The sequence below is a fragment of the Weizmannia sp. WK01 genome (assembly GCF_025905465.1).
In the GTDB taxonomy this organism is placed as follows: domain Bacteria; phylum Bacillota; class Bacilli; order Bacillales; family Bacillaceae_C; genus Weizmannia; species Weizmannia faecalis.
Genome location: NZ_CP109616.1, coordinates 92,257 through 114,767, shown reverse-complemented (window position 1 = coordinate 114,767; position 22,511 = coordinate 92,257). Strand labels below are relative to the sequence as shown.

At 49.3% G+C, this 22,511-nt stretch carries 18 protein-coding genes, 2 tRNA genes, 3 rRNA genes and 1 other annotated feature; all 23 genes read right to left on the bottom strand.

What is annotated here, in order from left to right:
- A complete protein-coding gene (gene rlmB, locus OF158_RS00540) occupies positions 1 to 744 on the bottom strand; it encodes a 23S rRNA (guanosine(2251)-2'-O)-methyltransferase RlmB (RefSeq protein ID WP_035182964.1) in 744 nt (247 codons plus the stop codon).
- A complete protein-coding gene (locus OF158_RS00535) occupies positions 744 to 1,157 on the bottom strand; it encodes a Mini-ribonuclease 3 (protein ID WP_026684124.1) in 414 nt (137 codons plus the stop codon). The genes rlmB and OF158_RS00535 overlap by 1 nt, the downstream gene beginning before the upstream one ends.
- Positions 1,154 to 2,551, bottom strand: a complete 1,398-nt coding sequence (gene cysS / locus OF158_RS00530) for a cysteine--tRNA ligase (protein WP_035182967.1) — start codon at positions 2,549 to 2,551, stop codon at positions 1,154 to 1,156. The genes OF158_RS00535 and cysS overlap by 4 nt, the downstream gene beginning before the upstream one ends.
- Complete coding sequence (gene cysE / locus OF158_RS00525; protein WP_035182969.1) at positions 2,532 to 3,200, bottom strand: serine O-acetyltransferase; 669 nt, start codon at positions 3,198 to 3,200, stop codon at positions 2,532 to 2,534. The genes cysS and cysE overlap by 20 nt, the downstream gene beginning before the upstream one ends.
- A 128-nt stretch (positions 3,201 to 3,328) precedes the next feature.
- Positions 3,329 to 3,557 (bottom strand) — a binding site (T-box leader).
- A 44-nt stretch (positions 3,558 to 3,601) separates the two neighbouring features.
- Positions 3,602 to 5,062 (bottom strand): glutamate--tRNA ligase, encoded by a 1,461-nt coding sequence (gene gltX, locus OF158_RS00520; protein ID WP_035182972.1) that lies wholly within the window; start codon positions 5,060 to 5,062, stop codon positions 3,602 to 3,604.
- Positions 5,063 to 5,614: 552 nt separating this feature from the next.
- Positions 5,615 to 6,091 (bottom strand): 2-C-methyl-D-erythritol 2,4-cyclodiphosphate synthase, encoded by a 477-nt coding sequence (gene ispF, locus OF158_RS00515; protein ID WP_014096523.1) that lies wholly within the window; start codon positions 6,089 to 6,091, stop codon positions 5,615 to 5,617.
- 2 nt (positions 6,092 to 6,093) lie between these two features.
- Positions 6,094 to 6,774: a 2-C-methyl-D-erythritol 4-phosphate cytidylyltransferase gene (gene ispD, locus OF158_RS00510; protein WP_014096524.1), complete on the bottom strand. Its 681-nt coding sequence runs from the start codon at positions 6,772 to 6,774 to the stop codon at positions 6,094 to 6,096.
- 66 nt (positions 6,775 to 6,840) lie between these two features.
- A complete protein-coding gene (locus OF158_RS00505; protein ID WP_014096525.1) occupies positions 6,841 to 7,926 on the bottom strand; it encodes a PIN/TRAM domain-containing protein in 1,086 nt (361 codons plus the stop codon).
- Positions 7,927 to 8,272: 346 nt separating this feature from the next.
- Positions 8,273 to 9,643, bottom strand: a complete 1,371-nt coding sequence (radA, locus tag OF158_RS00500) for a DNA repair protein RadA (RefSeq protein WP_035182978.1) — start codon at positions 9,641 to 9,643, stop codon at positions 8,273 to 8,275.
- A 232-nt stretch (positions 9,644 to 9,875) separates the two neighbouring features.
- On the bottom strand, positions 9,876 to 12,326 hold the full coding sequence (clpC, locus tag OF158_RS00495) for an ATP-dependent protease ATP-binding subunit ClpC (protein ID WP_014096528.1): 2,451 nt from the start codon (positions 12,324 to 12,326) through the stop codon (positions 9,876 to 9,878).
- A gap of 16 nt (positions 12,327 to 12,342) precedes the next feature.
- Positions 12,343 to 13,410: a protein-arginine kinase McsB gene (locus OF158_RS00490; RefSeq protein WP_014096529.1), complete on the bottom strand. Its 1,068-nt coding sequence runs from the start codon at positions 13,408 to 13,410 to the stop codon at positions 12,343 to 12,345.
- Positions 13,410 to 13,955 (bottom strand): protein-arginine kinase activator protein McsA, encoded by a 546-nt coding sequence (locus tag OF158_RS00485; protein ID WP_014096530.1) that lies wholly within the window; start codon positions 13,953 to 13,955, stop codon positions 13,410 to 13,412. The genes OF158_RS00490 and OF158_RS00485 overlap by 1 nt, the downstream gene beginning before the upstream one ends.
- Positions 13,956 to 13,974: 19 nt before the next feature.
- Positions 13,975 to 14,436 (bottom strand): CtsR family transcriptional regulator, encoded by a 462-nt coding sequence (locus tag OF158_RS00480; RefSeq protein ID WP_013858048.1) that lies wholly within the window; start codon positions 14,434 to 14,436, stop codon positions 13,975 to 13,977.
- 289 nt (positions 14,437 to 14,725) lie between these two features.
- Entirely contained in the window at positions 14,726 to 15,016 is a 291-nt protein-coding gene (locus OF158_RS00475) for a DUF3969 family protein (protein ID WP_014096532.1), read from the bottom strand.
- 299 nt (positions 15,017 to 15,315) lie between these two features.
- Positions 15,316 to 15,431 (bottom strand): 5S ribosomal RNA (gene rrf, locus OF158_RS00470).
- Between the two features lie 373 nt (positions 15,432 to 15,804).
- Positions 15,805 to 18,737: ribosomal RNA gene (locus OF158_RS00465) — 23S ribosomal RNA — on the bottom strand.
- Between the two features lie 88 nt (positions 18,738 to 18,825).
- Positions 18,826 to 18,898 (bottom strand) — tRNA-Ala (locus OF158_RS00460).
- Between the two features lie 13 nt (positions 18,899 to 18,911).
- A tRNA-Ile gene (locus tag OF158_RS00455) sits at positions 18,912 to 18,988 on the bottom strand.
- A 102-nt stretch (positions 18,989 to 19,090) separates the two neighbouring features.
- Positions 19,091 to 20,644, bottom strand: a 16S ribosomal RNA gene (locus OF158_RS00450).
- The 16S, 23S and 5S rRNA genes sit together here with 2 tRNA genes alongside, the layout of an rRNA operon.
- 348 nt (positions 20,645 to 20,992) lie before the next feature.
- Positions 20,993 to 21,259 (bottom strand): pro-sigmaK processing inhibitor BofA family protein, encoded by a 267-nt coding sequence (locus tag OF158_RS00445; protein WP_014096533.1) that lies wholly within the window; start codon positions 21,257 to 21,259, stop codon positions 20,993 to 20,995.
- A 76-nt stretch (positions 21,260 to 21,335) separates the two neighbouring features.
- Positions 21,336 to 21,548: a YaaL family protein gene (locus tag OF158_RS00440; RefSeq protein WP_014096534.1), complete on the bottom strand. Its 213-nt coding sequence runs from the start codon at positions 21,546 to 21,548 to the stop codon at positions 21,336 to 21,338.
- Positions 21,549 to 21,568: 20 nt separating this feature from the next.
- Positions 21,569 to 22,165: a recombination mediator RecR gene (gene recR, locus OF158_RS00435; protein WP_013858045.1), complete on the bottom strand. Its 597-nt coding sequence runs from the start codon at positions 22,163 to 22,165 to the stop codon at positions 21,569 to 21,571.
- A gap of 14 nt (positions 22,166 to 22,179) precedes the next feature.
- Positions 22,180 to 22,506, bottom strand: coding sequence for a YbaB/EbfC family nucleoid-associated protein (locus OF158_RS00430; protein WP_014096535.1), 327 nt, complete (start codon positions 22,504 to 22,506; stop codon positions 22,180 to 22,182).
- Positions 22,507 to 22,511 lie beyond the last annotated feature (5 nt).

Genomic DNA, 22,511 nt, shown 5'->3' with positions numbered 1-22,511 from the left:
TTATTCACCAAGCGGATGGCGCTTCCTGTAAACCTCATACATGAGCAGGCCGGCAGCAACGGACGCGTTGAGCGAAGTCACATGCCCTGCCATCGGAAGGCGGATCAGAAAGTCGCATGCTTCTTTTACGATCCTGCTCATCCCCTTCCCTTCACTGCCGATGACAAGACATAGCGGCAGATCGGCATCCATTTGCCGGTAATCGGTCGTCCCGGAAGCATCGGTTCCCGCAATCCACAGCCCTTGCTGCTTTAAGCCGGCAATCGTTTGCGAAAGGTTTGTTACCCGCGCCACCGGGATATGTTCAATCGCGCCGGTTGAAGCTTTCGCCACCGTTGCTGTTAATGCGACCGAGCGCCTTTTCGGGATAATGACGCCGTGTGCGCCGACCGCATCAGCCGTCCGTAAAATCGAGCCGAGATTATGCGGATCCTCCAATTCATCGAGGATCAGGATAAACGGGTGTTCATTCCGCTCTTTGGCAAGTTTGAACATATCGCCTGTTTCTGCATACCGGTAAGCGGCAACGAGCGCCAGTACACCCTGATGCGCCCCGTCAGCCACCTGGTCAATCTTTTTTTTCGGGACAAATTGGACGGTCACTTTTCTTTCCCTTGCAAGCTCCATCACCTGCTTCATGGCGCCTTTTTGTGAACCTTCCGCAACCCAGATTTTGTTGATTTCCCGGCCCGCTCTTAACGCTTCCAGCACCGGGTTTTTGCCAGCAATGTATTCCTGGTCCATCAGCGCGCCCCTCCTTTCTGGTCTTCGACAATGCCTATTGCTTTTTCAATCAGCGCCTCCATCCGCTCCCGGCTGCCGGATAAATAGTGATAGCCGATCAGCGCTTCAAATGCAGTGCTGTGCCGGTATGTCTGGACATCCGTATTTTTCGGAACCGTGCCCGATTTTGCATTTCTGCCACGCCGGACAACAGCGGTTTCTTCTTCCGTTAAAAGATCTTCGTTCATCATCTGTTTTAAAACTTGAGCCTGCGCCTTCGCGGAAACAAAGCGGATCGCTTCCCGGTGAAGGCGGTTCGGCTTCGTTTTTCCCTGCAAAAGGACATGGTGCCGGATATATTCTTCATATACCGCATCTCCCATATAAGCAAGCGCAAGGCTGTTCAGTTGTTTCGGATCAAGGGTGACCGTCATAAGCGTCTCCATCTCACCCCTTGAGGCGTATCTTCAAGAATGATATTCATGCTTTTCAACTTGTCACGGATTTCGTCAGCCAGTTGGAAATTGCGTGCCTTTCTTGCTTCATTCCGTTTTTCAATCAGCGCTTCAATTTCTTCGTCCAAAAGCACTTCTTCCTCGAGCTTCAGGCCGAGAACGCCGGAAATCGTTTCAAACTCTTTCATAAATGCCCGGAGAACAGTTTCTGTCGTATTTTTTCCCCGCAAGTAATAATTGGCCTGCTTCGACAGTTCGAACAAAACAGAAATACCGTTTGCCGTATTGAAATCATCATCCATTGCCTCGATAAACTGGCGATGGAGCGAACGGACCTGTTCCAGCCATTTTTCATCATCTTCTGCCAGATTTGCACTGGATTCAAGCCGGTGCTTTACATTTTGGTACGACGTTTTGATCCGTTCAAGCCCTGCCTTCGCATTGGCAAGCAGTTCCTCGCTGTAGTTGATCGGATGGCGGTAATGCACCGACAGCATGAAAAAGCGTAAAACTTGCGGATCGTGCCGCTCGATGATGTCATGGACAAGCACAATGTTTCCGAGCGACTTCGACATTTTCTCGTTATCAATATTGATATAGCCGTTATGCATCCAGTAACGGGCAAACGGTTTATCTGTTAACGCTTCTGACTGGGCGATTTCATTTTCGTGGTGTGGAAAAGTCAGGTCCTGCCCGCCCGCGTGGATGTCGATCGTATCGCCAAGGTATTTCTTCGCCATTGCTGAGCATTCAATATGCCATCCCGGCCGGCCTTTCCCCCACGGACTATCCCACGAAATTTCTCCCTCTTTTGCCGCTTTCCAAAGGGCAAAATCAAGGGCGTCTTCTTTCTTTTCCCCTATTTCAATTCTCGCACCCGATTTCAATTCGTCAATCGATTGATGAGACAATTTACCGTAGTCCGGAAAACTTCTCGTCCGGTAGTAAACGTCACCACCTGATTCATAGGCATGGCCCTTTTCAATTAATTTTTCAATAAACGCGATGATGGTATCCATATTTTCCGTCACGCGCGGATGGGCGTCTGCATGGCAGCAACCGAGCGCATCAATATCTTCAAAATAAGACTTGATAAACCGTTCGCTTAAAGCCGGCACTTCTTCTCCGCGTTCTTTTGCTGCTTTAATGAGTTTATCGTCCACGTCGGTGAAATTCGACACATAGTTTACATCATAACCCCGAAACTCCAAATAGCGCCGGACCGTGTCAAACACGATCGCCGGCCGTGCATTTCCGATATGGATATAGTTATAGACAGTTGGGCCGCATACATACATTTTCACTTTCCCCTCTTCAAGCGGGATAAACGGCTCCTTCTTTCTTGTTAATGTATTATATATCTGAATGCTCATACATTCTTGCCCCTTCCTTTCTCAGTTGTTCCACTTCCGACCGCAAAGCATCGATTTCCTGCTGCATGCTGTTCAGGCGGTCCGCAACAGGGTCAGGCAGCTCATTATGTTTTAAATCTTTTTTGATTTTGACGCCGTCCTGGACGACGACCCTGCCAGGAATGCCGACCACTGTCGAATTGGGGGGGACATCCTTTAATACGACAGAACCTGCCCCTATTTTTGCATTTTCCCCAATCGTAATCGAACCTAAAACTTTCGCTCCGCTTGCGATTAACGCATTGTCTTTAATTGTCGGATGGCGCTTGCCCTTTTCCTTCCCGGTGCCGCCGAGCGTAACGCCTTGGTAAACCGTCACGTTATCGCCGATTTCGCACGTTTCCCCGATCACAACCCCCATGCCGTGGTCGATGAAAAACCGCCTGCCGATTTGTGCACCGGGGTGGATTTCAATTCCGGTAAAGAAGCGGCTGAGCTGCGAAATCACCCGGGCGATAAAAAACATTTTCTTTTTATAAAAAAAGTGCGCAATCCGGTGTGCCCAGATGGCATGAAGACCGGAGTAAGTCAAGATCACTTCAAAATACGTCCGTGCTGCCGGATCCTGATCAAAAACCACTTCAATGTCTTCCTTCAACCGCTTAAACATGTGCTACTCCCCTTTCGCTTGTTTTTTTCCCATTCCCCGTCCGTTTATAAAATTTCTTCCGCTTTGCATTTCCATCAGCCGGATTTGTCATCGGACCTGCAATTTAAAAAAGAAGCGCCTCTGCAACGGACAGAGACGCTTCTTGATCGCGCGGTTCCACTCTGTTTGGCGGCAGGCCTTGCCCGCTGCCCAACTTTCCCTGTTAACGGGCGGCCCCGCTGCATCCTACTGGCAAACGCGTTCAGATACAGGCTCGAAGGTGCATTTCAGAAAAGGAGGGGCTTAAACCACTTTCAGCCGGCGATGGTTCTCTCTTTGAAGCGTCCTCTTCCTACTTCTCCTTCTCAACGCTTTTTCATACATCTATTTTAACCATATCATATCCTATTTTCGAAAAAATGTTAACCCGTGATTCTTTCAAGGCGTTTCTTTACTTTTTCCCTGCCGAGCAGTTCGATCAGGCTTTGCAGTTCCGGGCCGTGTGTCTGGCCGCTAACGGCAACACGGATCGGCATAAACAGCTTTTTCCCCTTTTGTCCGGTTGCTTTTTGCACTGCTTTGATCGCTTTTTTGATTTCGCCTGCTTCAAATGGTTCGATTCTGTCCAGTTCTTCAAGGAATGCACGGAGCACTTCCGGAACGTGCTCTCCCGACAAAATCTCCTTTGCTTCTTCGTCATACGTGATTTCATCCGTAAAGAAGAGCGGTTTCGACAATTCGACAATTTCCGCGCCGTAGCTCATTTGTTCCTGATAGAGAGAGATGAGTTTGCGCACCCATTGTTCTTCTTCAGGTGTCCGGTTTTCCGGAACGAGCCCTGCTTTTACAAGATGCGGCAACGAAAGCTCCACAACTTTATCCAAATCGAGCTTTTTCATATACTGGTTGTTCATCCATGCCAGTTTTTGGCGGTCAAACAAAGCAGGCGATTTCGACAGCCGTTCCGGGTCAAAAATTTGGATAAATTCTTCCCGCGAAAAAATTTCTTCCTCGCCCTTCGGTGACCAGCCGAGCATGGCAATAAAATTAAATAGTGCTTCCGGCAAATAACCGAGTTCCGCATACTGCTCAATAAACTGGATAATGCTACCGTCGCGTTTGCTCAATTTTTTCCGGTGTTCATTGACAATCAGCGTCATATGGCCGAATACCGGCGGTTCAAACCCGAATGCTTCATAAATCATCAGCTGTTTCGGCGTGTTGGAAATATGGTCGTCCCCCCGGAGCACGTGGGAAATTTTCATTAAATGATCATCGATCGTAACCGCAAAATTGTAAGTCGGCATGCCGTCTTTTTTAACGATGACAAAGTCGCCGATCCCGTCCGATTCAAAAGACACTTCGCCTTTTACGATATCGTTGAACGTATACACTTTGCCTTCCGGAACATGGAAACGGAGGCTCGGTTTCCGCCCTTCCGCTTCAAGCCGTTTCCTGTCTTCTTCTGTCAGATGGCGGCATTTCCCGGAATAACGCGGCATTTCCCCGCGTGCAAGCTGGGCTTCGCGTTCTGCTTCCAGTTCTTCTTCCGTACAATAGCATTTATAAGCCAGCCCACGGTCAAGCAGGTCTTCATAATATTTTTTATAGATATCAAGGCGTTCCGACTGGCGGTAAGGGCCGTATTCGCCGCCGACATCAATGCTTTCGTCCCAGTCGATGCCGAGCCATTTCAAATATTTCAGCTGGCTTTCCACACCGCCTTCCACATTCCGCTTCTGGTCAGTATCTTCAATCCGGATAATGAACTTTCCACCCTTGCTGCGTGCAAATAAATAATTGAATAATGCGGTACGGGCATTCCCGATATGCAAAAAACCGGTCGGGCTCGGAGCGTACCGTACTCTGATTTCGTTTGCCATGTCGATTCTCCTTTAAACTGTCGCTTTTTGTCTTGTTTTATTGTATCACCGTCTGAAAAAGCCGTAAACCGGTGGTGTGTCCGGTTCGGCGGACGAAAGATGGATTGACGTGAACCGGCGGATGGATGCCATCGCACATCTTGCAGGTAAAATATCTGCTATTATGCTTGTTCCAGCAAAAGACGGGATAATGGAATTGCCACTGTACCACGAGTGCCCCCGCCAGGCTATGCTTGTTCCAGCAAAAGACGGGTTTCCGATAACCGGGCGCACTGCTCCATTACACCATTTTCGGCAAAACATCTCCAGGCCATACACCGGTTAAAATGGTTCCAGCAGCAGTGCGGGTCCTAAACCGCACGGCTTGTCCCGATTTTGCAGCGATACACCGGTTATGTTTGTTCCAGCAAAAGAAAGGTTTCCGTTAACAGCTGCCCGGCTCCGTTGCACCATTTTTGACGAAACTTCTGTTGCCATACACCGTTAAAATGTCCAGCAGGCAGTACGTGCCTTAAACTGCCCGTTGTTTCAGCACCCTTGCAGCCACGCCGGTTAAGCCTGCTCCAGCAGTACCGCCGCCTGCGCCGCAATGCCCTCTTCGCGCCCGGCAAAGCCGAGTTTTTCCGTCGTGGTCGCCTTGACATTGACCTGCCCGATCTCCGCTTCCAAAATGCGCGCGATCGTTTCCCGCATTTTCCCGATATAGGGCGCCATTTTCGGCTTTTGGGCAATAATCGTGCAATCAAGATTGCCGAGCTTGTATCCTTTTTGTTTCACAAGCTGAAAAACATGCGCCAAAAGCGCCGCAGAATCCGCATCTTTAAATGCCGCATCTGTATCCGGAAAATGCCGGCCGATATCCCCTTCCCCAATGGCCCCGAGACAGGCATCCGCTACGGCATGAAGCAACACATCCGCGTCGGAGTGGCCGAGCAAACCTTTTTCATATGGAATTTCAACTCCCCCGATCATCAAGGGACGTCCCTCCCCGAACCGGTGCACGTCAAAGCCTTGTCCGATCCTGAACATCTTCATCCTCCCCCCTGCTTTTTTAAAATCGCTTCTGCGAAATAAAGATCTTCCGGTGTCGTAATTTTAATATTATCATAACTTCCCGGCACAATATGTACAGGATGGCCGATCCGTTCGACCAGTGAGGCTTCATCCGTTCCGAGAAAGCCGTCCCGTTCCGCCGCTTCATGCGCTTTTTTCAAGACAGACGTGCGAAAAGCTTGTGGCGTTTGGATCTGCCACAAGCTGCTCCGCTCAATCGTCTCGGTTACAATCTGGTCTTTTGCTCTTTTGATCGTGTCTTTTACCGGAACAGCCGCTATCGCCGCCCCTTTTTCCCCGGCCATTGCCGCCAGCGCTGCAATGGATCCGGCGCTGATAAACGGCCTTGCACCGTCATGCACAAGAATGACACTGCAGCTTCCGGCAAGTTCCAGCCCGTTCCGTACGCTATATTGCCGTTCAGAACCGCCGCGGGCAAATACTATTTTTTCCGAGCGGGGCAAAATACGCTTCATCTCTTCCCTATCATGCGGCTGCACGGGAAGTATCAACTTTTTGCAGGACGGATCGGCCAAAAAAACTTCTGCTGTAACCGCAATGACCGGGCGCTTGTTCAGTTCAAGAAATAATTTGTTGAACCCTGCGCCCATCCGCTTCCCCGATCCGGCTGCCGGTATAATCACCTCATAATCTGTCAAATCCAATCTCCCCCGGCATCCTGTATGAACTTCCCGCGTCCGGCGCCGCGGGTGTTCCAGGCTGCATTATAACGCTTTTTCAAGCAGTTTCGGCTTGGCAAAAATCATCCGGCCCGCCGAAGTCTGCAGGACGCTTGTCACGAGCACATCAATGCGTTTGCCAATGTAATTTTTGCCTTCTTCGACAACAATCATCGTGCCGTCATCCAAATAGGCAATCCCCTGGTGATGCTCTTTCCCGTCTTTAATGAGTTGCACATTGAGCTCTTCGCCGGGGAGCACAACCGGTTTTACGGCGTTGGCAAGGTCATTGATATTGAGCACCTTGACTTTCTGGAATTCACATACTTTATTTAAATTATAATCATTCGTCACGACAATCCCGTTCATCAATTTTGCCAGTTTAATGAGCTTGCTGTCAACTTCCTGGATATCTTCAAAATCGCCTTCATACATTTGCACTTCGATCGGCAGTTCATTCTGTATCCGGTTCAAGATATCAAGCCCACGCCGGCCCCGGTTTCTTTTCAAAGCATCCGAAGAATCGGCAATATGCTGCAATTCTTCAAGCACAAAGAGCGGAATCACAATCGGCCCGTCAAGAAAACCGGTCTGGCAAATATCCGCAATCCGTCCGTCGATGACAACGCTTGTATCAAGAATCTTCACCTGTTTTCCAGGCTGCGGATGCCCTTCTTGCTCTGTCCCGCCTTTCCGTCTATGCTGCCGGTTGAAAAACAAATTGAAAATTTCCTCTCTTTTCTTAAAACCGACCTGAAATCCGATATAACCGAGCAATACTGTAAGTGTAATCGACACAATTGTATTGACAATCGGAATTCCCCGCACCGGAATGCTTGCCAGATAAGCAATAATCAGGCCGAGCACAAGGCCAAAGGTGCCGGAAAAAATTTCCGTCATCGGGACTTTTACCAGTGAATCCTCAAACCAATCGACAAAATCAACGATATAATGAATGGACCAGAAAGTAATAAGATAAAAGATAATAGCCCCCAACAGCGCTGAAACATACGGGTTGTTGATTAACACATAATCCACTTTCACAAGCTTGTAAAAATCAGGCAGCAGGAAAACACCGAGCGTGCCGCCAATCAGTACCAAACAAATTTGTATAAGCCGTCTTAACAACATGTTCACCTCCTTTATACATTATAAACAAAAAATAGGGTTTAAAACGTTTGCCTTCGTATTTTTCCCTACCGAGCCAGTTAATCGCCGCGGTTTTCTCCGGGCATTTTCAGGCTTCATGCACATCCCCTGCTTTCTTTTAAAATTTGTATCCTGCCAGCCGCTGTCTTTTCTGTCTTTACATCATAACGGATCCTGTAAACGCAGATTTGCGGCAGTTATTTGCTTATCAAGTGGGTTCCGTTTTTTTCCACGCTTTCCTTCACTTCCCAGTGCCTTCCGCTTCCTCCGGTACCCTCACGCACTGATCCAAAGAACACATAGAAGGCACGGAAATTTGTTCCCTTTCTCATCCGCCGAGTGCCGCTTGCAAAGCTTCCTGGATTGTGGAGACGCCGATCACTTGAATCTCTTTTGGCGGCGTCCACCCGCCCATATTATTTTTCGGGATGATCGCCCGCCGGAAACCAAGTTTTGCCGCTTCCTGGACGCGCTGCTCAATCCTGGACACCCGCCTGACTTCCCCCGTCAGCCCGACCTCTCCGATAATGCAGTCATCCGCATTTGTCGGCTTGTCGCGAAAACTGGATGCCACGCTGACAGCAACTGCCAAATCCACTGCCGGTTCATCCACTTTCAGGCCGCCGGCGACTTTTAAATAAGCATCCTGGTTCTGAATCAAAAGACCGGCCCGTTTTTCAAGCACCGCCATAATCAGCGTGACACGGTTATAGTCAATCCCGGATGCCATCCGCCGCGGCATATTGAAAAACGTCGGGGCCAACAGCGCCTGGATCTCGACAAGGACCGGGCGCGTCCCCTCAATGGAAGCCACCACGGTAGAACCGGCTGCACCTTTTGTCCGTTCTTCCAGAAAAATTTCGGAAGGGTTCTGGACTTCTTCCAAACCGGATTCTTTCATTTCCAAAATCGCAATTTCATTCGTCGAACCAAAGCGGTTTTTGACCGCCCTTAATATCCGGTAGGCGTTATGGCGTTCACCTTCAAAATACAGGACCGTATCCACCATATGTTCAAGCACGCGCGGACCGGCAATGGAGCCTTCTTTTGTCACGTGGCCGACAATGAAGATGGCCACGTTTTTTGTTTTTGCCGTCCGCATCAGCTGTGCAGTCGTTTCCCTCACTTGCGACACACTGCCCGGCGCAGACTGGATTTCCGGATGGTAAATCGTCTGGATGGAATCAATGACAACAAAGCCGGGATTCAGTTCATCTATCGCCTGCTGGATCACGGAAAGGTCCGTTTCCGGCAGCACATAAAGATGGTCGGTATGGATGTTTAACCGATCCGCCCTTAACTTCGTCTGTTTCGCCGATTCCTCCCCGGAAATATACAGTACATTTAACCCGTGCTTTGCCAGTTGTGATGACACTTGCAAAAGCAGCGTTGATTTGCCGATCCCGGGATCCCCGCCGATCAAAACAAGTGATCCGGCAACAATGCCGCCGCCGAGGACACGGTTCAGCTCTCCAAAATCCACCTTTGTCCTTTTTTCTTCTTTAGACTCTATAGACGTAATAGGTGCCGCTTTGGTTTCATTTCCAGGCTCCGGATGTAAAAAAAAGCCCCTCCGTTTTGGCGTCTCCGCTTCCTCCACCATCTGGTTCCACTGGCTGCATTGCGGGCACTTTCCCATCCATTTTGGCGACTCGTAGCCGCAGTTCTGGCAAACAAACTTTACGGTTTTTTTTGCCATCTTAAACCCCTTTCCCTCATATCTATGTGTATAAGTGTATACAAAGTATCTTGAAATTGAATTAAAATCGTATAAGAAACCGCCACATAGGTTGAACGAAACAGTACTCCTTCTTTATGTGTTGCCAGAAGCAATGTTATCCTAATCGCCATTGATTTTGGCGCGAAATTTTATATATGTGAAAAAAAGGGTACAATCGCCAAAACCATTGTACCCTTTCCTGCTTTCGGCATTAAGAATTGGACGATACAGCTTCCGACTCTGCCACACTGGCAAAAGTAAATTCGCCGTCTTTTACATCGACCAATACCTTTTGCCCTTCTTTTATATTGCCTTTCAGCATTTCTTCCGAAAGGCGGTCTTCGATGTTTTTCTGAATCGATCTGCGCAGCGGCCGCGCGCCGTATTCCGGATCGTAGCCTTTTTCCGCCACTTTTTCTTTTGCGGCATCCGTCAGCACAAGTTCGATATGATGCTCTTTTAACCGGTCCGACAATTCTTTCGCCATCAACGTGACAATTTCGTTCAACTGTTTCTTCTCGAGCGAATGGAACACAATGGTTTCATCAACACGGTTCAAAAACTCAGGCCGGAACGCTTTTTTCAGTTCCTCGAGCACTTTGTCCTTCATGTCTTTATAATCGGCCTCGACGGTATCCTGAATGGTGAACCCGACGCTCTTGTTGCGTTTTAAAGCATCTGCGCCGACATTCGATGTCATGATGACAATCGTATTGCTAAAATCAACCGTGCGGCCCTTGGAATCGGTCAGCCGGCCGTCATCCAGTACCTGGAGCAAAATGTTGAACACATCCGGGTGCGCTTTTTCAATTTCATCAAGCAGCACAACCGAATACGGTTTTCTCCGTACCTTTTCCGTCAGCTGCCCGCCTTCTTCAAAACCGACATATCCAGGCGGCGAACCTACGAGGCGGGAAGTCGAATGTTTCTCCATGTATTCGGACATGTCGATCCGGATCATGGCATCCTCATCGCCGAACATCGCTTCCGCAAGCGCCCGCGCCAGTTCTGTTTTTCCGACCCCTGTTGGCCCGAGGAAAATGAAGGAACCGATCGGGCGTTTCGGATCTTTTAATCCTGCCCGTGCACGGCGGACTGCTTTCGCCACTGCAAGTACCGCTTCTTCCTGCCCGATCACCCGGGAGTGAAGGATCTCTTCAAGGTGCAGAAGCCTTTCCGTTTCGGTTTGTGCCAGTTTCGTCACCGGAACTCCCGTCCAGCTCGAAACAACAAGCGCAATATCATCGACTGTGACTTCACTGTTTTCCTGTCCTTGTTTTGCCTTCCAGTTTTTCTTCGTTTCCTCCAGCTGTTCGCGCAGTTTCTGTTCGGTATCCCTTAACGCAGCCGCTTTTTCAAATTCCTGGCTCTGGACGGCCGCATCTTTTTCCTTGCGTACCTCTTCCAGTTTCAATTCCAGTTCTTTCAAATTCGGCGGCGTTGTAAAGGAACGAAGACGCACTTTCGATCCGGCTTCATCGATTAAGTCAATCGCTTTATCCGGCAGGAACCGGTCTGCGATATAGCGGTCCGAAAGTTTTACAGCGGCTTCGATCGCCTCATCGGTAATCGAGACGCGATGGTGTGCTTCATAGCGATCGCGCAGCCCTTTTAAAATCTGGATCGACTCATCAATCGTCGGCTCATCGACCTGGATCGGCTGGAACCTTCTTTCCAGTGCAGCATCTTTTTCAATATATTTCCGGTATTCATCCAGTGTTGTTGCCCCGATGCACTGCAGTTCGCCGCGGGCAAGCGACGGTTTTAAAATATTGGAAGCATCAATGGCTCCTTCCGCACCGCCGGCCCCAATTAAGGTATGCAATTCATCGATGAAAAGAATGATATTACCGGCCTGGCGGATTTCATCCATGACTTTTTTCAGGCGGTCTTCAAATTCGCCACGGTATTTTGTACCGGCCACAACCGTACCCATATCAAGCGTCATAACCCGTTTGTCACGCAGCGTTTCCGGCACTTCATTATGCACAATTTGCTGGGCAAGGCCTTCTGCAATGGCCGTTTTCCCAACGCCCGGTTCCCCGATAAGGACAGGGTTGTTTTTTGTCCTCCGGCTCAGTACTTCAATGACGCGTTGAATTTCTTTGCTGCGCCCGATTACAGGATCAAGGGAATCTTCCCGTGCGATCGCTGTTAAATCGCGGGCCAGACTGTCCAGTGTCGGTGTGCTGACGCTGGCCGCCGAACCGCCCTGTACGGACGCTTCACTGTTGCCCAATAATTGGAGCACCTGTTGCCTTGCTTTATTTAAGCTAACGCCGAGATTTGTCAGCACGCGTGCCGCCACGCCTTCACCTTCACGGATCAGCCCGAGGAGGATATGTTCCGTTCCAACATAGGAGTGCCCGAGTTTTCTCGCTTCATCCATTGACAGTTCAATCACTTTTTTGGCCCTTGGCGTGTAGTGGATCGTTTGGGAAATTTCCTGGCCGTTCCCGATCAGGGTTTCCACTTCTTCCTGGATTTTTTCGGCGCTTAAACCCAGGCCGTACAGCGCTTTTGCCGCGATGCCTTCCCCTTCGCGGACAAGTCCGAGCAAAATATGTTCCGTTCCGATATTGTTATGTTTCAGGCGGATTGCTTCTTCCTGGGAAAGGGCCAGCACTTTCTGGGCTCTCTCTGTAAATCTTCCAAACATCATCTGTCATTCCTCCTGTTCATTTGGTCTCCTCAAGCCTCAAACGTTCTCTTATCAGTGTAGCCCTCCGGATATCCCTTTCATACGGGCTGAGCGCTCTTCCGGCATAAAGCTGTAAAAATCCCGGCTGCATTAAAATCATCAATTCATTTAAAATTTGTTTCGAAATGTTTTGAATATAGCCCAGATCAATTCCCAGCCGGACATCGGACAAACAACGGGCCGCTTCTTTTGTTTCAATGATCCTGCTGTTTTGCAGGACACCGAGCGAACGGTAAACCCTGTCTTCTAATTGTATGTTTGAAGTCTGCACCAATGCTTCCCTTGCCGATCTTTCCTGTGTAATGATCTGCCGGATGACACTGGTTAAATCCGAGACAATATTGTCTTCCGATGTTCCGAGTGTCACCTGGTTGGAAATTTGAAAAATATTTCCGATGGCTTCGCTTCCTTCGCCATATATTCCTCTTACCACCAAACCAAGCTGATGAATCGCCGGAATGATTTGTTTAATTTGCTGTGTCAGCACAAGTCCCGGCAAATGCATCATGGCCGATGCGCGGATGCCCGTTCCGACATTTGTCGGGCAGCTGGTTAAGTAACCGAGCGTTTCATCAAAAGCATAATCGACCCAATTTTCAAGCAGGTCATCAAGCTGATTGGCTTTCTGAAGCGTTTCATGCAATTGAAGCCCTGGAGAAAGACATTGTATGCGTAAATGATCTTCCTCATTTATCATAATACTAATATCTTCGCCGCTTGACAAAATAACTGCCCCGTCACCCGCTTCTTCGGCAAGTTGCGGGCTAATCAGGTGTTTCTCCACAAGCACCCTTTTTTCGAGCGGTTTTAATTCGTCCATTTTTAAAAATTCAGCCTGCATTTCAGCCGGAAAATGATTTCGGGCGATATCCTGGATTGTTTTCATAATTTCCCTTGCTTCCTCGCTGGTAAACAAGGACGGGAACCGGTAATTTTTTAAATTTCTTGCCAGACGAACCCGTGTCGTCAGCACAATTTCCGATTCAGGCCCTTGCTCGTTCATCCAGGAGCTGGACGCTTTGTGCAAAAAATGTTCTAAAGACATTATTGTTCCCCTCCTTTTGCTTGAGAAGAACCTTCAAGTGCGCGAATTTGATCGCGGAGTTCTGCTGCTTTTTCAAATTCTTCCTGGCTGATGGCTTCCTGCAACGCCGCCTTTAATTCCTGCAATTTTTTCTTTGTATAAATGGCACCGCCAATCCGTGCAGGTATTTTTCCTTCATGCGCAACGTTGCCGCCATGAAGGCGCTGCAAAATCGGAACAAGCTGGTGCTGAAACGTCTCATAGCAATGCGGGCAGCCTAACCGGCTTGTGTTTAAAAACTGGTTCAATGTCATCCCGCAATGGTTGCAGCGAAGCACATCCGGGTCAGGTGCTGTTTCCTGTTTGAAAAGTTGGATGGCCGGATCAAAATTAAAAAGGCCCGCGAGCAGATTATCGAAGGAAAAGGTTTTCCCCCAATCCGATGAAAACTTTTCCCCCTTCTCCTGCGCGCACTTCTCGCAAAGATGGAATTCCGTTTTCACACCGTTTATAATTTTAGTAAAATGCATCGTTGCCGGCCTTTCATTGCATTCCTGGCAAATCACGGCATACTCACCTCTATTGTTACTTGTATTTTAAGGTCGTTAACATCGATTTCAACATTCTGGCACGCAGTTCATCCCGTTCCGGCAACTGGATGTAGAGCACGGAGCGGTCCATCACGCTGAGCATGATTTTTGCCTCCCGCCTTGAAATCACCTCTTCTTCAACGAGGCGGAGAATGATGGCTTCCGCATTCGACTGGGAGATGACATTGCCGATATGCACAAGCAGCTGGTCAATCAGTTCCGCATCGCTTTCAGGCCGCACTTTCATGATCCGGATATAGCCGCCGCCGCCCCTTTTACTTTCAACAATATACCCTCTTTCAATCGTAAACCGCGTATTGATGACATAATTGATTTGCGAAGGGACACATTGGAACTTATCGGCAATCTCATTGCGTTTTATTTCAAGAATTTCTTTTTCATTCAGTTCCAGAATCCGTTTTAAATATTCCTCTATGATATCCGATATATTTTTCATCAAAGCCACCTCCTGACACCGTCTTTTGACTTTGACTATATTTGACTTTAATTATACATGATTCCCTACAGAAAATGCAACTAGGAAAACTGCCCCTTTTTCAGCATTTCTGTTTGGGGAGACAACCGGATGTTCACGGACCACCCGATGGGACTGCGTGCGCAGCGAGCGGTAAAGATTAACCCAGACAGATTGGGGGTGCGGGTTCATAGGAGGTCGAGCCCTTTGAAAAGCTTTTACTGCTACGGCAGGACAAATCAAAAAGCCCTCGCGTCTGCGGGGACTATTTTTATGCTTTTATTTCTCTATCTAACAAAAGAAGAACTCTATTTTTTAAATCAATTATGTTTTCATCTAACTTGTCAGGTAGTAAATCATTAATACCATCAATTTCTGTACCCAGTTCCAAAATTTCTATTAATTCATTTGAGTAATTTTTTTCCTTCAAAGAATCAATGATACGGTAATTAAAATATCTTTTCTCAGCTTCTTCTATCGAAATTTTCTTATTATATACAGCCTCGATTATACCTAAAACATTCAACAATATATCTTTTTCTTCGGTATTTTTATTAATCATTTTTTAACACTCCAGCCTTTCTTAGTTTTAACATTTTATAAAATCCTTGCATTTAATTTTTTCCGAACCTGTTAGCATCCTTGCCAAATCTAGGAATTTTGCTTATTCAGCAAGCCCTAATTATGCACAATTTTATTACCGCCGTCAATATATTTTTAAAATTTTTAAAAAATTATTATCAGGTTAGTAATATAATCAGATTCAAAAGGTAAATCTTTGTCGTTTTTCTTATGGAAATTTTTATATCTCCCTTATTTACACATTCAAAAAGGCCAGCTGATTCAGCTGGCCTTCTGTTTGCCCGGCAACGTCCTACTCTCGCAGGGGGAAACCCCCAACTACCATCGGCGCTGGAAAGCTTAACTTCCGTGTTCGGGATGGGAACGGGTGTGACCTTTCCGCCATCATCACCGGACCTGTATAATTTTTGGGATGTGTTCCCTGAAAACCGGATGGGAGAAAAAACTGTAAACGGAGAATAGCTTTGGTTTCTAACTTTAAAAATTGTCTAGCTCCAGCGCCTATCGGCTAGCGTATTTCTGCGCTTTCTCCCTACGATAAGCGGGCATCGGCTCGCCTTTAGGGGCTCGCCGTGTTTCCTTTATCTCAGTCGAAAGCTCCGAAATCCATACGCCGATGACCAAGGCGCTTCCGCTTTTCTATTGTCCAGCTCCGGTGCCTAGCCCCTCGAGGTCGAATAACCTGCCCGTCACGGAGCCAAAAGACGGCTCCATGCCGGTCAGAACATTCGCTTGTCGGGGCTAAACAAGGCACCTCCGCTTTTCTGTTTGGTTAAGTCCTCGATCGATTAGTATCCGTCAGCTCCACGCGTCGCCGCGCTTCCACCCCGGACCTATCAACCTGATCATCTTTCAGGGATCTTACCAGTATAAACTGTGGGAAATCTCATCTTGAGGGGGGCTTCATGCTTAGATGCTTTCAGCACTTATCCCTTCCGCACATAGCTACCCAGCGATGCCTTTGGCAAGACAACTGGTACACCAGCGGTGCGTCCATCCCGGTCCTCTCGTACTAAGGACAGCTCCTCTCAAATTTCCTGCGCCCGCGACGGATAGGGACCGAACTGTCTCACGACGTTCTGAACCCAGCTCGCGTACCGCTTTAATGGGCGAACAGCCCAACCCTTGGGACCGACTACAGCCCCAGGATGCGATGAGCCGACATCGAGGTGCCAAACCTCCCCGTCGATGTGGACTCTTGGGGGAGATCAGCCTGTTATCCCCAGGGTAGCTTTTATCCGTTGAGCGATGGCCCTTCCATGCGGAACCACCGGATCACTAAGCCCGACTTTCGTCCCTGCCCGACTTGTAAGTCTCGCAGTCAAGCTCCCTTATGCCTTTACACTCTGCGAATGATTTCCAACCATTCTGAGGGAACCTTTGGGCGCCTCCGTTACCTTTTAGGAGGCGACCGCCCCAGTCAAACTGCCTGCCTGACACTGTCTCCCACCCCGGTAAGGGGTGCGGGTTAGAATTTCAATACAGCCAGGGTAGTATCCCACCGATGCCTCCGCCGAAGCTGGCGCTCCGGTTTCCAAGGCTCCTACCTATCCTGTACAAGCTGTACCAAAATTCAATATCAGGCTGCAGTAAAGCTCCATGGGGTCTTTCCGTCCTGTCGCGGGTAACCTGCATCTTCACAGGTACTATAATTTCACCGAGTCTCTCGTTGAGACAGTGCCCAGATCGTTACACCTTTCGTGCGGGTCAGAACTTACCTGACAAGGAATTTCGCTACCTTAGGACCGTTATAGTTACGGCCGCCGTTTACTGGGGCTTCAGTTCAGAGCTTCGCCTTACGGCTAACCCCTCTCCTTAACCTTCCAGCACCGGGCAGGTGTCAGCCCCTATACTTCGCCTTGCGGCTTCGCAGAGACCTGTGTTTTTGCTAAACAGTCGCCTGGGCCTATTCACTGCGGCTTCCCGGGGCATACACCCCAAAAAGCACCCCTTCTCCCGAAGTTACGGGGTCATTTTGCCGAGTTCCTTAACGAGAGTTCTCTCGCTCACCTTAGGATTCTCTCCTCGCCTACCTGTGTCGGTTTGCGGTACGGGCGCCTTTCACCTCACTAGAGGCTTTTCTTGGCAGTGTGGAATCAGGAACTTCGGTACTAAAATTTCCCTCGCCATCACAGCTCCGCCTTGGCGCGAAGGATTTGCCTCCGCACCGGCCTAACTGCTTGGACGCGATCAACCAGTGTCGCGCTTGCCCTATCCTCCTGCGTCCCCCCATCGTTCAAACGGTGAAGAGGCGGTACAGGAATATCAACCTGTTGTCCATCGCCTACGCCTTTCGGCCTCGGCTTAGGCCCCGACTAACCCTGAGCGGACGAGCCTTCCTCAGGAAACCTTAGGCATTCGGTGGAAGGGATTCTCACCCTTCTTTCGCTACTCATACCGGCATTCTCACTTCTAAGCGCTCCACCGGTCCTTCCGGTCCGGCTTCAACGCCCTTAGAACGCTCTCCTACCACGGACACCATACGGTGTCCATCCGCAGCTTCGGTGATACGTTTAGCCCCGGTACATTTTCGGCGCAGCGTCACTCGACCAGTGAGCTATTACGCACTCTTTAAATGATGGCTGCTTCTAAGCCAACATCCTGGTTGTCTAAGCAACGCCACATCCTTTTCCACTTAACGTATACTTTGGGACCTTAGCTGGCGGTCCGGGCTGTTTCCCTTTCGACCATGGATCTTATCACTCACAGTCTGACTCCCAAGCATAAGTTTTTGGCATTCGGAGTTTGTCTGAATTCGGTAACCCGATGAGGGCCCCTCGTCCAAACAGTGCTCTACCTCCAAAACTCTTCGCTTGAGGCTAGCCCTAAAGCTATTTCGGAGAGAACCAGCTATCTCCAAGTTCGATTGGAATTTCTCCGCTACCCACACCTCATCCCCGCACTTTTCAACGTGCGTGGGTTCGGGCCTCCAGCAAGTGTTACCTTGCCTTCACCCTGGACATGGGTAGATCACCTGGTTTCGGGTCTGCGGCCTCATACTCTTTCGCCCTGTTCAGACTCGCTTTCGCTGCGGCTCCGCTTCTTCAGCTTAACCTTGCATGAGACCGTAACTCGCCGGTTCATTCTACAAAAGGCACGCCATCACCCGTTAACGGGCTCTGACTACTTGTAGGCACACGGTTTCAGGATCTCTTTCACTCCCCTCCCGGGGTGCTTTTCACCTTTCCCTCACGGTACTGGTTCACTATCGGTCACTAGGGAGTATTTAGCCTTGGGAGATGGTCCTCCCGGATTCCGGCGGGATTCCTCGTGTCCCGCCGTACTCAGGATCCACTCGGGAGAGAACGAAGTGTCAGTTACAGGGCTTTTACCTTCTCCGGCAGGCCTTTCCAGGCCGCTTCACTTAACCTGTTCTTTTGTAACTCCCATATGAGTGTCCTACAACCCCGGAAGGCAAGCCTTCCGGTTTGGGCTGTTTCCTGTTCGCTCGCCGCTACTTGGGAAATCGCAATTGCTTTCTCTTCCTCCGGGTACTGAGATGTTTCAGTTCCCCGGGTGTGCCCTTCCTGCCCTATGGATTCAGGCAGGAATCCTGTCCGATTAAAGACAGGGGGTTTCCCCATTCGGAAATCTCCGGATCAAAGCTTACGTACAGCTCCCCGGAGCATATCGGTGTTTGTACCGTCCTTCATCGGCTCCTAGTGCCAAGGCATTCACCGTGCGCCCTTTCTAACTTAACCATAAAAAGATTAAATCCAAAAATAAGCGATTCTCGGTTTACTTGGTTTGTTTCTCCTATCCGGTTTTCAAAGAACACATTTATAAAGGTGGAGCCTAGCGGGATCGAACCGCTGACCTCCTGCGTGCAAAGCAGGCGCTCTCCCAGCTGAGCTAAGGCCCCAATCATTAAGGAATGGTGGGCCTGAATGGACTTGAACCATCGACCTCACGCTTATCAGGCGTGCGCTCTAACCAGCTGAGCTACAGGCCCTTAATGAAAGGAAATATAAGGAAGGATTGAACCTTCAAAACTGAACAAAACGGAAACGTCAAACTTAATGTTGGAAAACGAAGTTTTCCTTAATTTCCTTAGAAAGGAGGTGATCCAGCCGCACCTTCCGATACGGCTACCTTGTTACGACTTCACCCCAATCATCTGTCCCACCTTCGGCGGCTGGCTCCGTAAAGGTTACCTCACCGACTTCGGGTGTTACAAACTCTCGTGGTGTGACGGGCGGTGTGTACAAGGCCCGGGAACGTATTCACCGCGGCATGCTGATCCGCGATTACTAGCGATTCCGGCTTCATGCAGGCGGGTTGCAGCCTGCAATCCGAACTGGGAATGGTTTTTTGGGATTGGCTTAACCTCGCGGTCTTGCAGCCCTTTGTACCATCCATTGTAGCACGTGTGTAGCCCAGGTCATAAGGGGCATGATGATTTGACGTCATCCCCACCTTCCTCCGGTTTGTCACCGGCAGTCACCTTAGAGTGCCCAACTGAATGCTGGCAACTAAGGTCAAGGGTTGCGCTCGTTGCGGGACTTAACCCAACATCTCACGACACGAGCTGACGACAACCATGCACCACCTGTCACTCTGTCCCCCGAAGGGGAAGGCCCTGTCTCCAGGGAGGTCAGAGGATGTCAAGACCTGGTAAGGTTCTTCGCGTTGCTTCGAATTAAACCACATGCTCCACCGCTTGTGCGGGCCCCCGTCAATTCCTTTGAGTTTCAGCCTTGCGGCCGTACTCCCCAGGCGGAGTGCTTAATGCGTTAGCTGCAGCACTAAAGGGCGGAAACCCTCTAACACTTAGCACTCATCGTTTACGGCGTGGACTACCAGGGTATCTAATCCTGTTTGCTCCCCACGCTTTCGCGCCTCAGCGTCAGTTACAGACCAGAGAGCCGCCTTCGCCACTGGTGTTCCTCCACATCTCTACGCATTTCACCGCTACACGTGGAATTCCACTCTCCTCTTCTGCACTCAAGCCTCCCAGTTTCCAATGACCGCTTGCGGTTGAGCCGCAAGATTTCACATCAGACTTAAGAAGCCGCCTGCGCGCGCTTTACGCCCAATAATTCCGGACAACGCTTGCCACCTACGTATTACCGCGGCTGCTGGCACGTAGTTAGCCGTGGCTTTCTGGCCGGGTACCGTCAAGGCACCGCCCTGTTCGAACGGCACTTGTTCTTCCCCGGCAACAGAGTTTTACGACCCGAAGGCCTTCTTCACTCACGCGGCGTTGCTCCGTCAGACTTTCGTCCATTGCGGAAGATTCCCTACTGCTGCCTCCCGTAGGAGTTTGGGCCGTGTCTCAGTCCCAATGTGGCCGATCACCCTCTCAGGTCGGCTACGCATCGTTGCCTTGGTGAGCCGTTACCCCACCAACTAGCTAATGCGCCGCGGGCCCATCTGTAAGTGACAGCAAAAGCCGTCTTTCCTTTTTCCTCCATGCGGAGGAAAAAACTATCCGGTATTAGCCCCGGTTTCCCGGCGTTATCCCGATCTTACAGGCAGGTTGCCCACGTGTTACTCACCCGTCCGCCGCTAACCTTTTAAAAGCAAGCTTTTAAAAGGTCCGCACGACTTGCATGTATTAGGCACGCCGCCAGCGTTCGTCCTGAGCCAGGATCAAACTCTCAGTAAAGATGTTTGATAAAAGCTCAAAAAGAATTTGACGTTTCGTTTTGTCCAGTTTTCAAGGAACAATCGCTTTGTTTTTCAGCGACTTTTATATCATACCACGACGCAACCAACATGTCAACTACTTTTTTAAGAAGTTTGATGCCGGATGCGGCGACGAAAACTATTATACTAGTATAACGAAGTGTAGTCAATCCCTTTTTTTATATGCCTGCTTTTTCGTGGGCGCCCATGCTTCTTTCAGCCTAAGCTTCTAGTTTCTTCGAATGAACATAAAAAATACGCCAAAGAAATGATGGATCATTTCTTTGGCGCTGGTTGTCTGCTGATGGCGGTTCGAGCGCTGCTTTTGTCAAGACAGAATCCATGTCTGGATGACAGTCAGGCCGATCACCCCGGGTATGCCGAGCAGCCCGGAAACGGATACGGTGGCTGCATTGATTGGGACATGCAGTCCGTACCGGCCGCCCACTTGGTTTAAAAAGAAAAGGAGTATAGCCCCGATGATGGCTTTGATGCATAACTTTCCCGCCCATCGCAGCGGTTTGGTTAAAGCTGCGGAAAACAGCAGCAAAAGGATCAGGCCGACAATCGCAATAATGATGATGGTTGAGCTCAAGTGAATCACCCCTTTTTTCCAGCTGCTTTATTTTTATGAAGGAGTTGTCCAAAAAAGAACTTGAGCCGTGCTACCCTTACTGGAGGCGGATGTTTCTTCTTTTCACTTCCCGAAAAAGAAACACATACTTCGCTTCGGCCACTTTGGTGCGGTAGTAAAGTTCTTCGTTAAATTCAAAACTTAGATGCTGGAGGGCGTTTTGCTGTACCCATTCATTTTTTACGTTTGTGACCAAATCGAGAAGAAGCGCATCGTATTCTTTCCTGAGTTTTTGCTTCTTGCTGAACATTGTATCCACCCCGTGTCAGGTTAAATTTCTCTTCGGCCTTCCAGTGCTTTTGATAAGGTGACTTCGTCGGCGTACTCGAGATCTCCGCCCACTGGCAACCCGTGTGCAATCCGTGTCACTTTAATGCCGGACGGTTTTAAAAGCCGCGAAATATACATGGCTGTTGCTTCGCCTTCGATATTTGGATTGGTTGCAAGAATCACTTCTTGGACGGTTTCATCGCGCAGGCGTTTGAGCAGATCCGGCACACTGATGTCTTCAGGGCCGATTCCGTCCATTGGAGAAATGGCACCATGCAGAACATGGTAAAGGCCGTTGTATTCTTTCATTTTTTCCATGGCAATGACGTCTTTCGGCTCCTCGACAACGCAGATCACGCTTCTGTCGCGGCGCGGATCGGCACAAATATAGCACGGATCTGTATCGGTGATATGCCCGCAAACAGAACAGTACGTCAGGTCCCGTTTCGCATCGACAAGCGCCTTGGCAAATGCAAGGACGCTGTCTTCCTTCATATCAAGAACAAAAAATGCCAGCCGGGCCGCGGTTTTCGGCCCAATGCCTGGCAGTTTCATGAAGCTTTCCATTAATTTTGTGATTGGTTCAGGGTATTGCATTGTTGATCACACCTTTAAAATCCCGGAATATTGAAGCCTTTCGTGTACTTGCCCATTGTCTGCTCTGTCAGCTGTTCGGCTTTATCCAGGGCGTCATTGGTGGCGACAAGGATCATGTCCTGCAGCATTTCAACATCGTCCGGATCAACGGCTTCTTCGTTGATGCGCACTTCAAGCACTTTTTTATGGCCGGAGACGACAACGGTTACCATGCCGCCGCCTGCCGTACCCTCCACTTTCTGTTCGCCAAGCTGTTCCTGTGCCTCCATCATTTCTTTTTGCATCTTTTGCATTTGTTTCATCATTTTTTGCATATTGCCCATATTGCCCATTCCTCGCATATGAA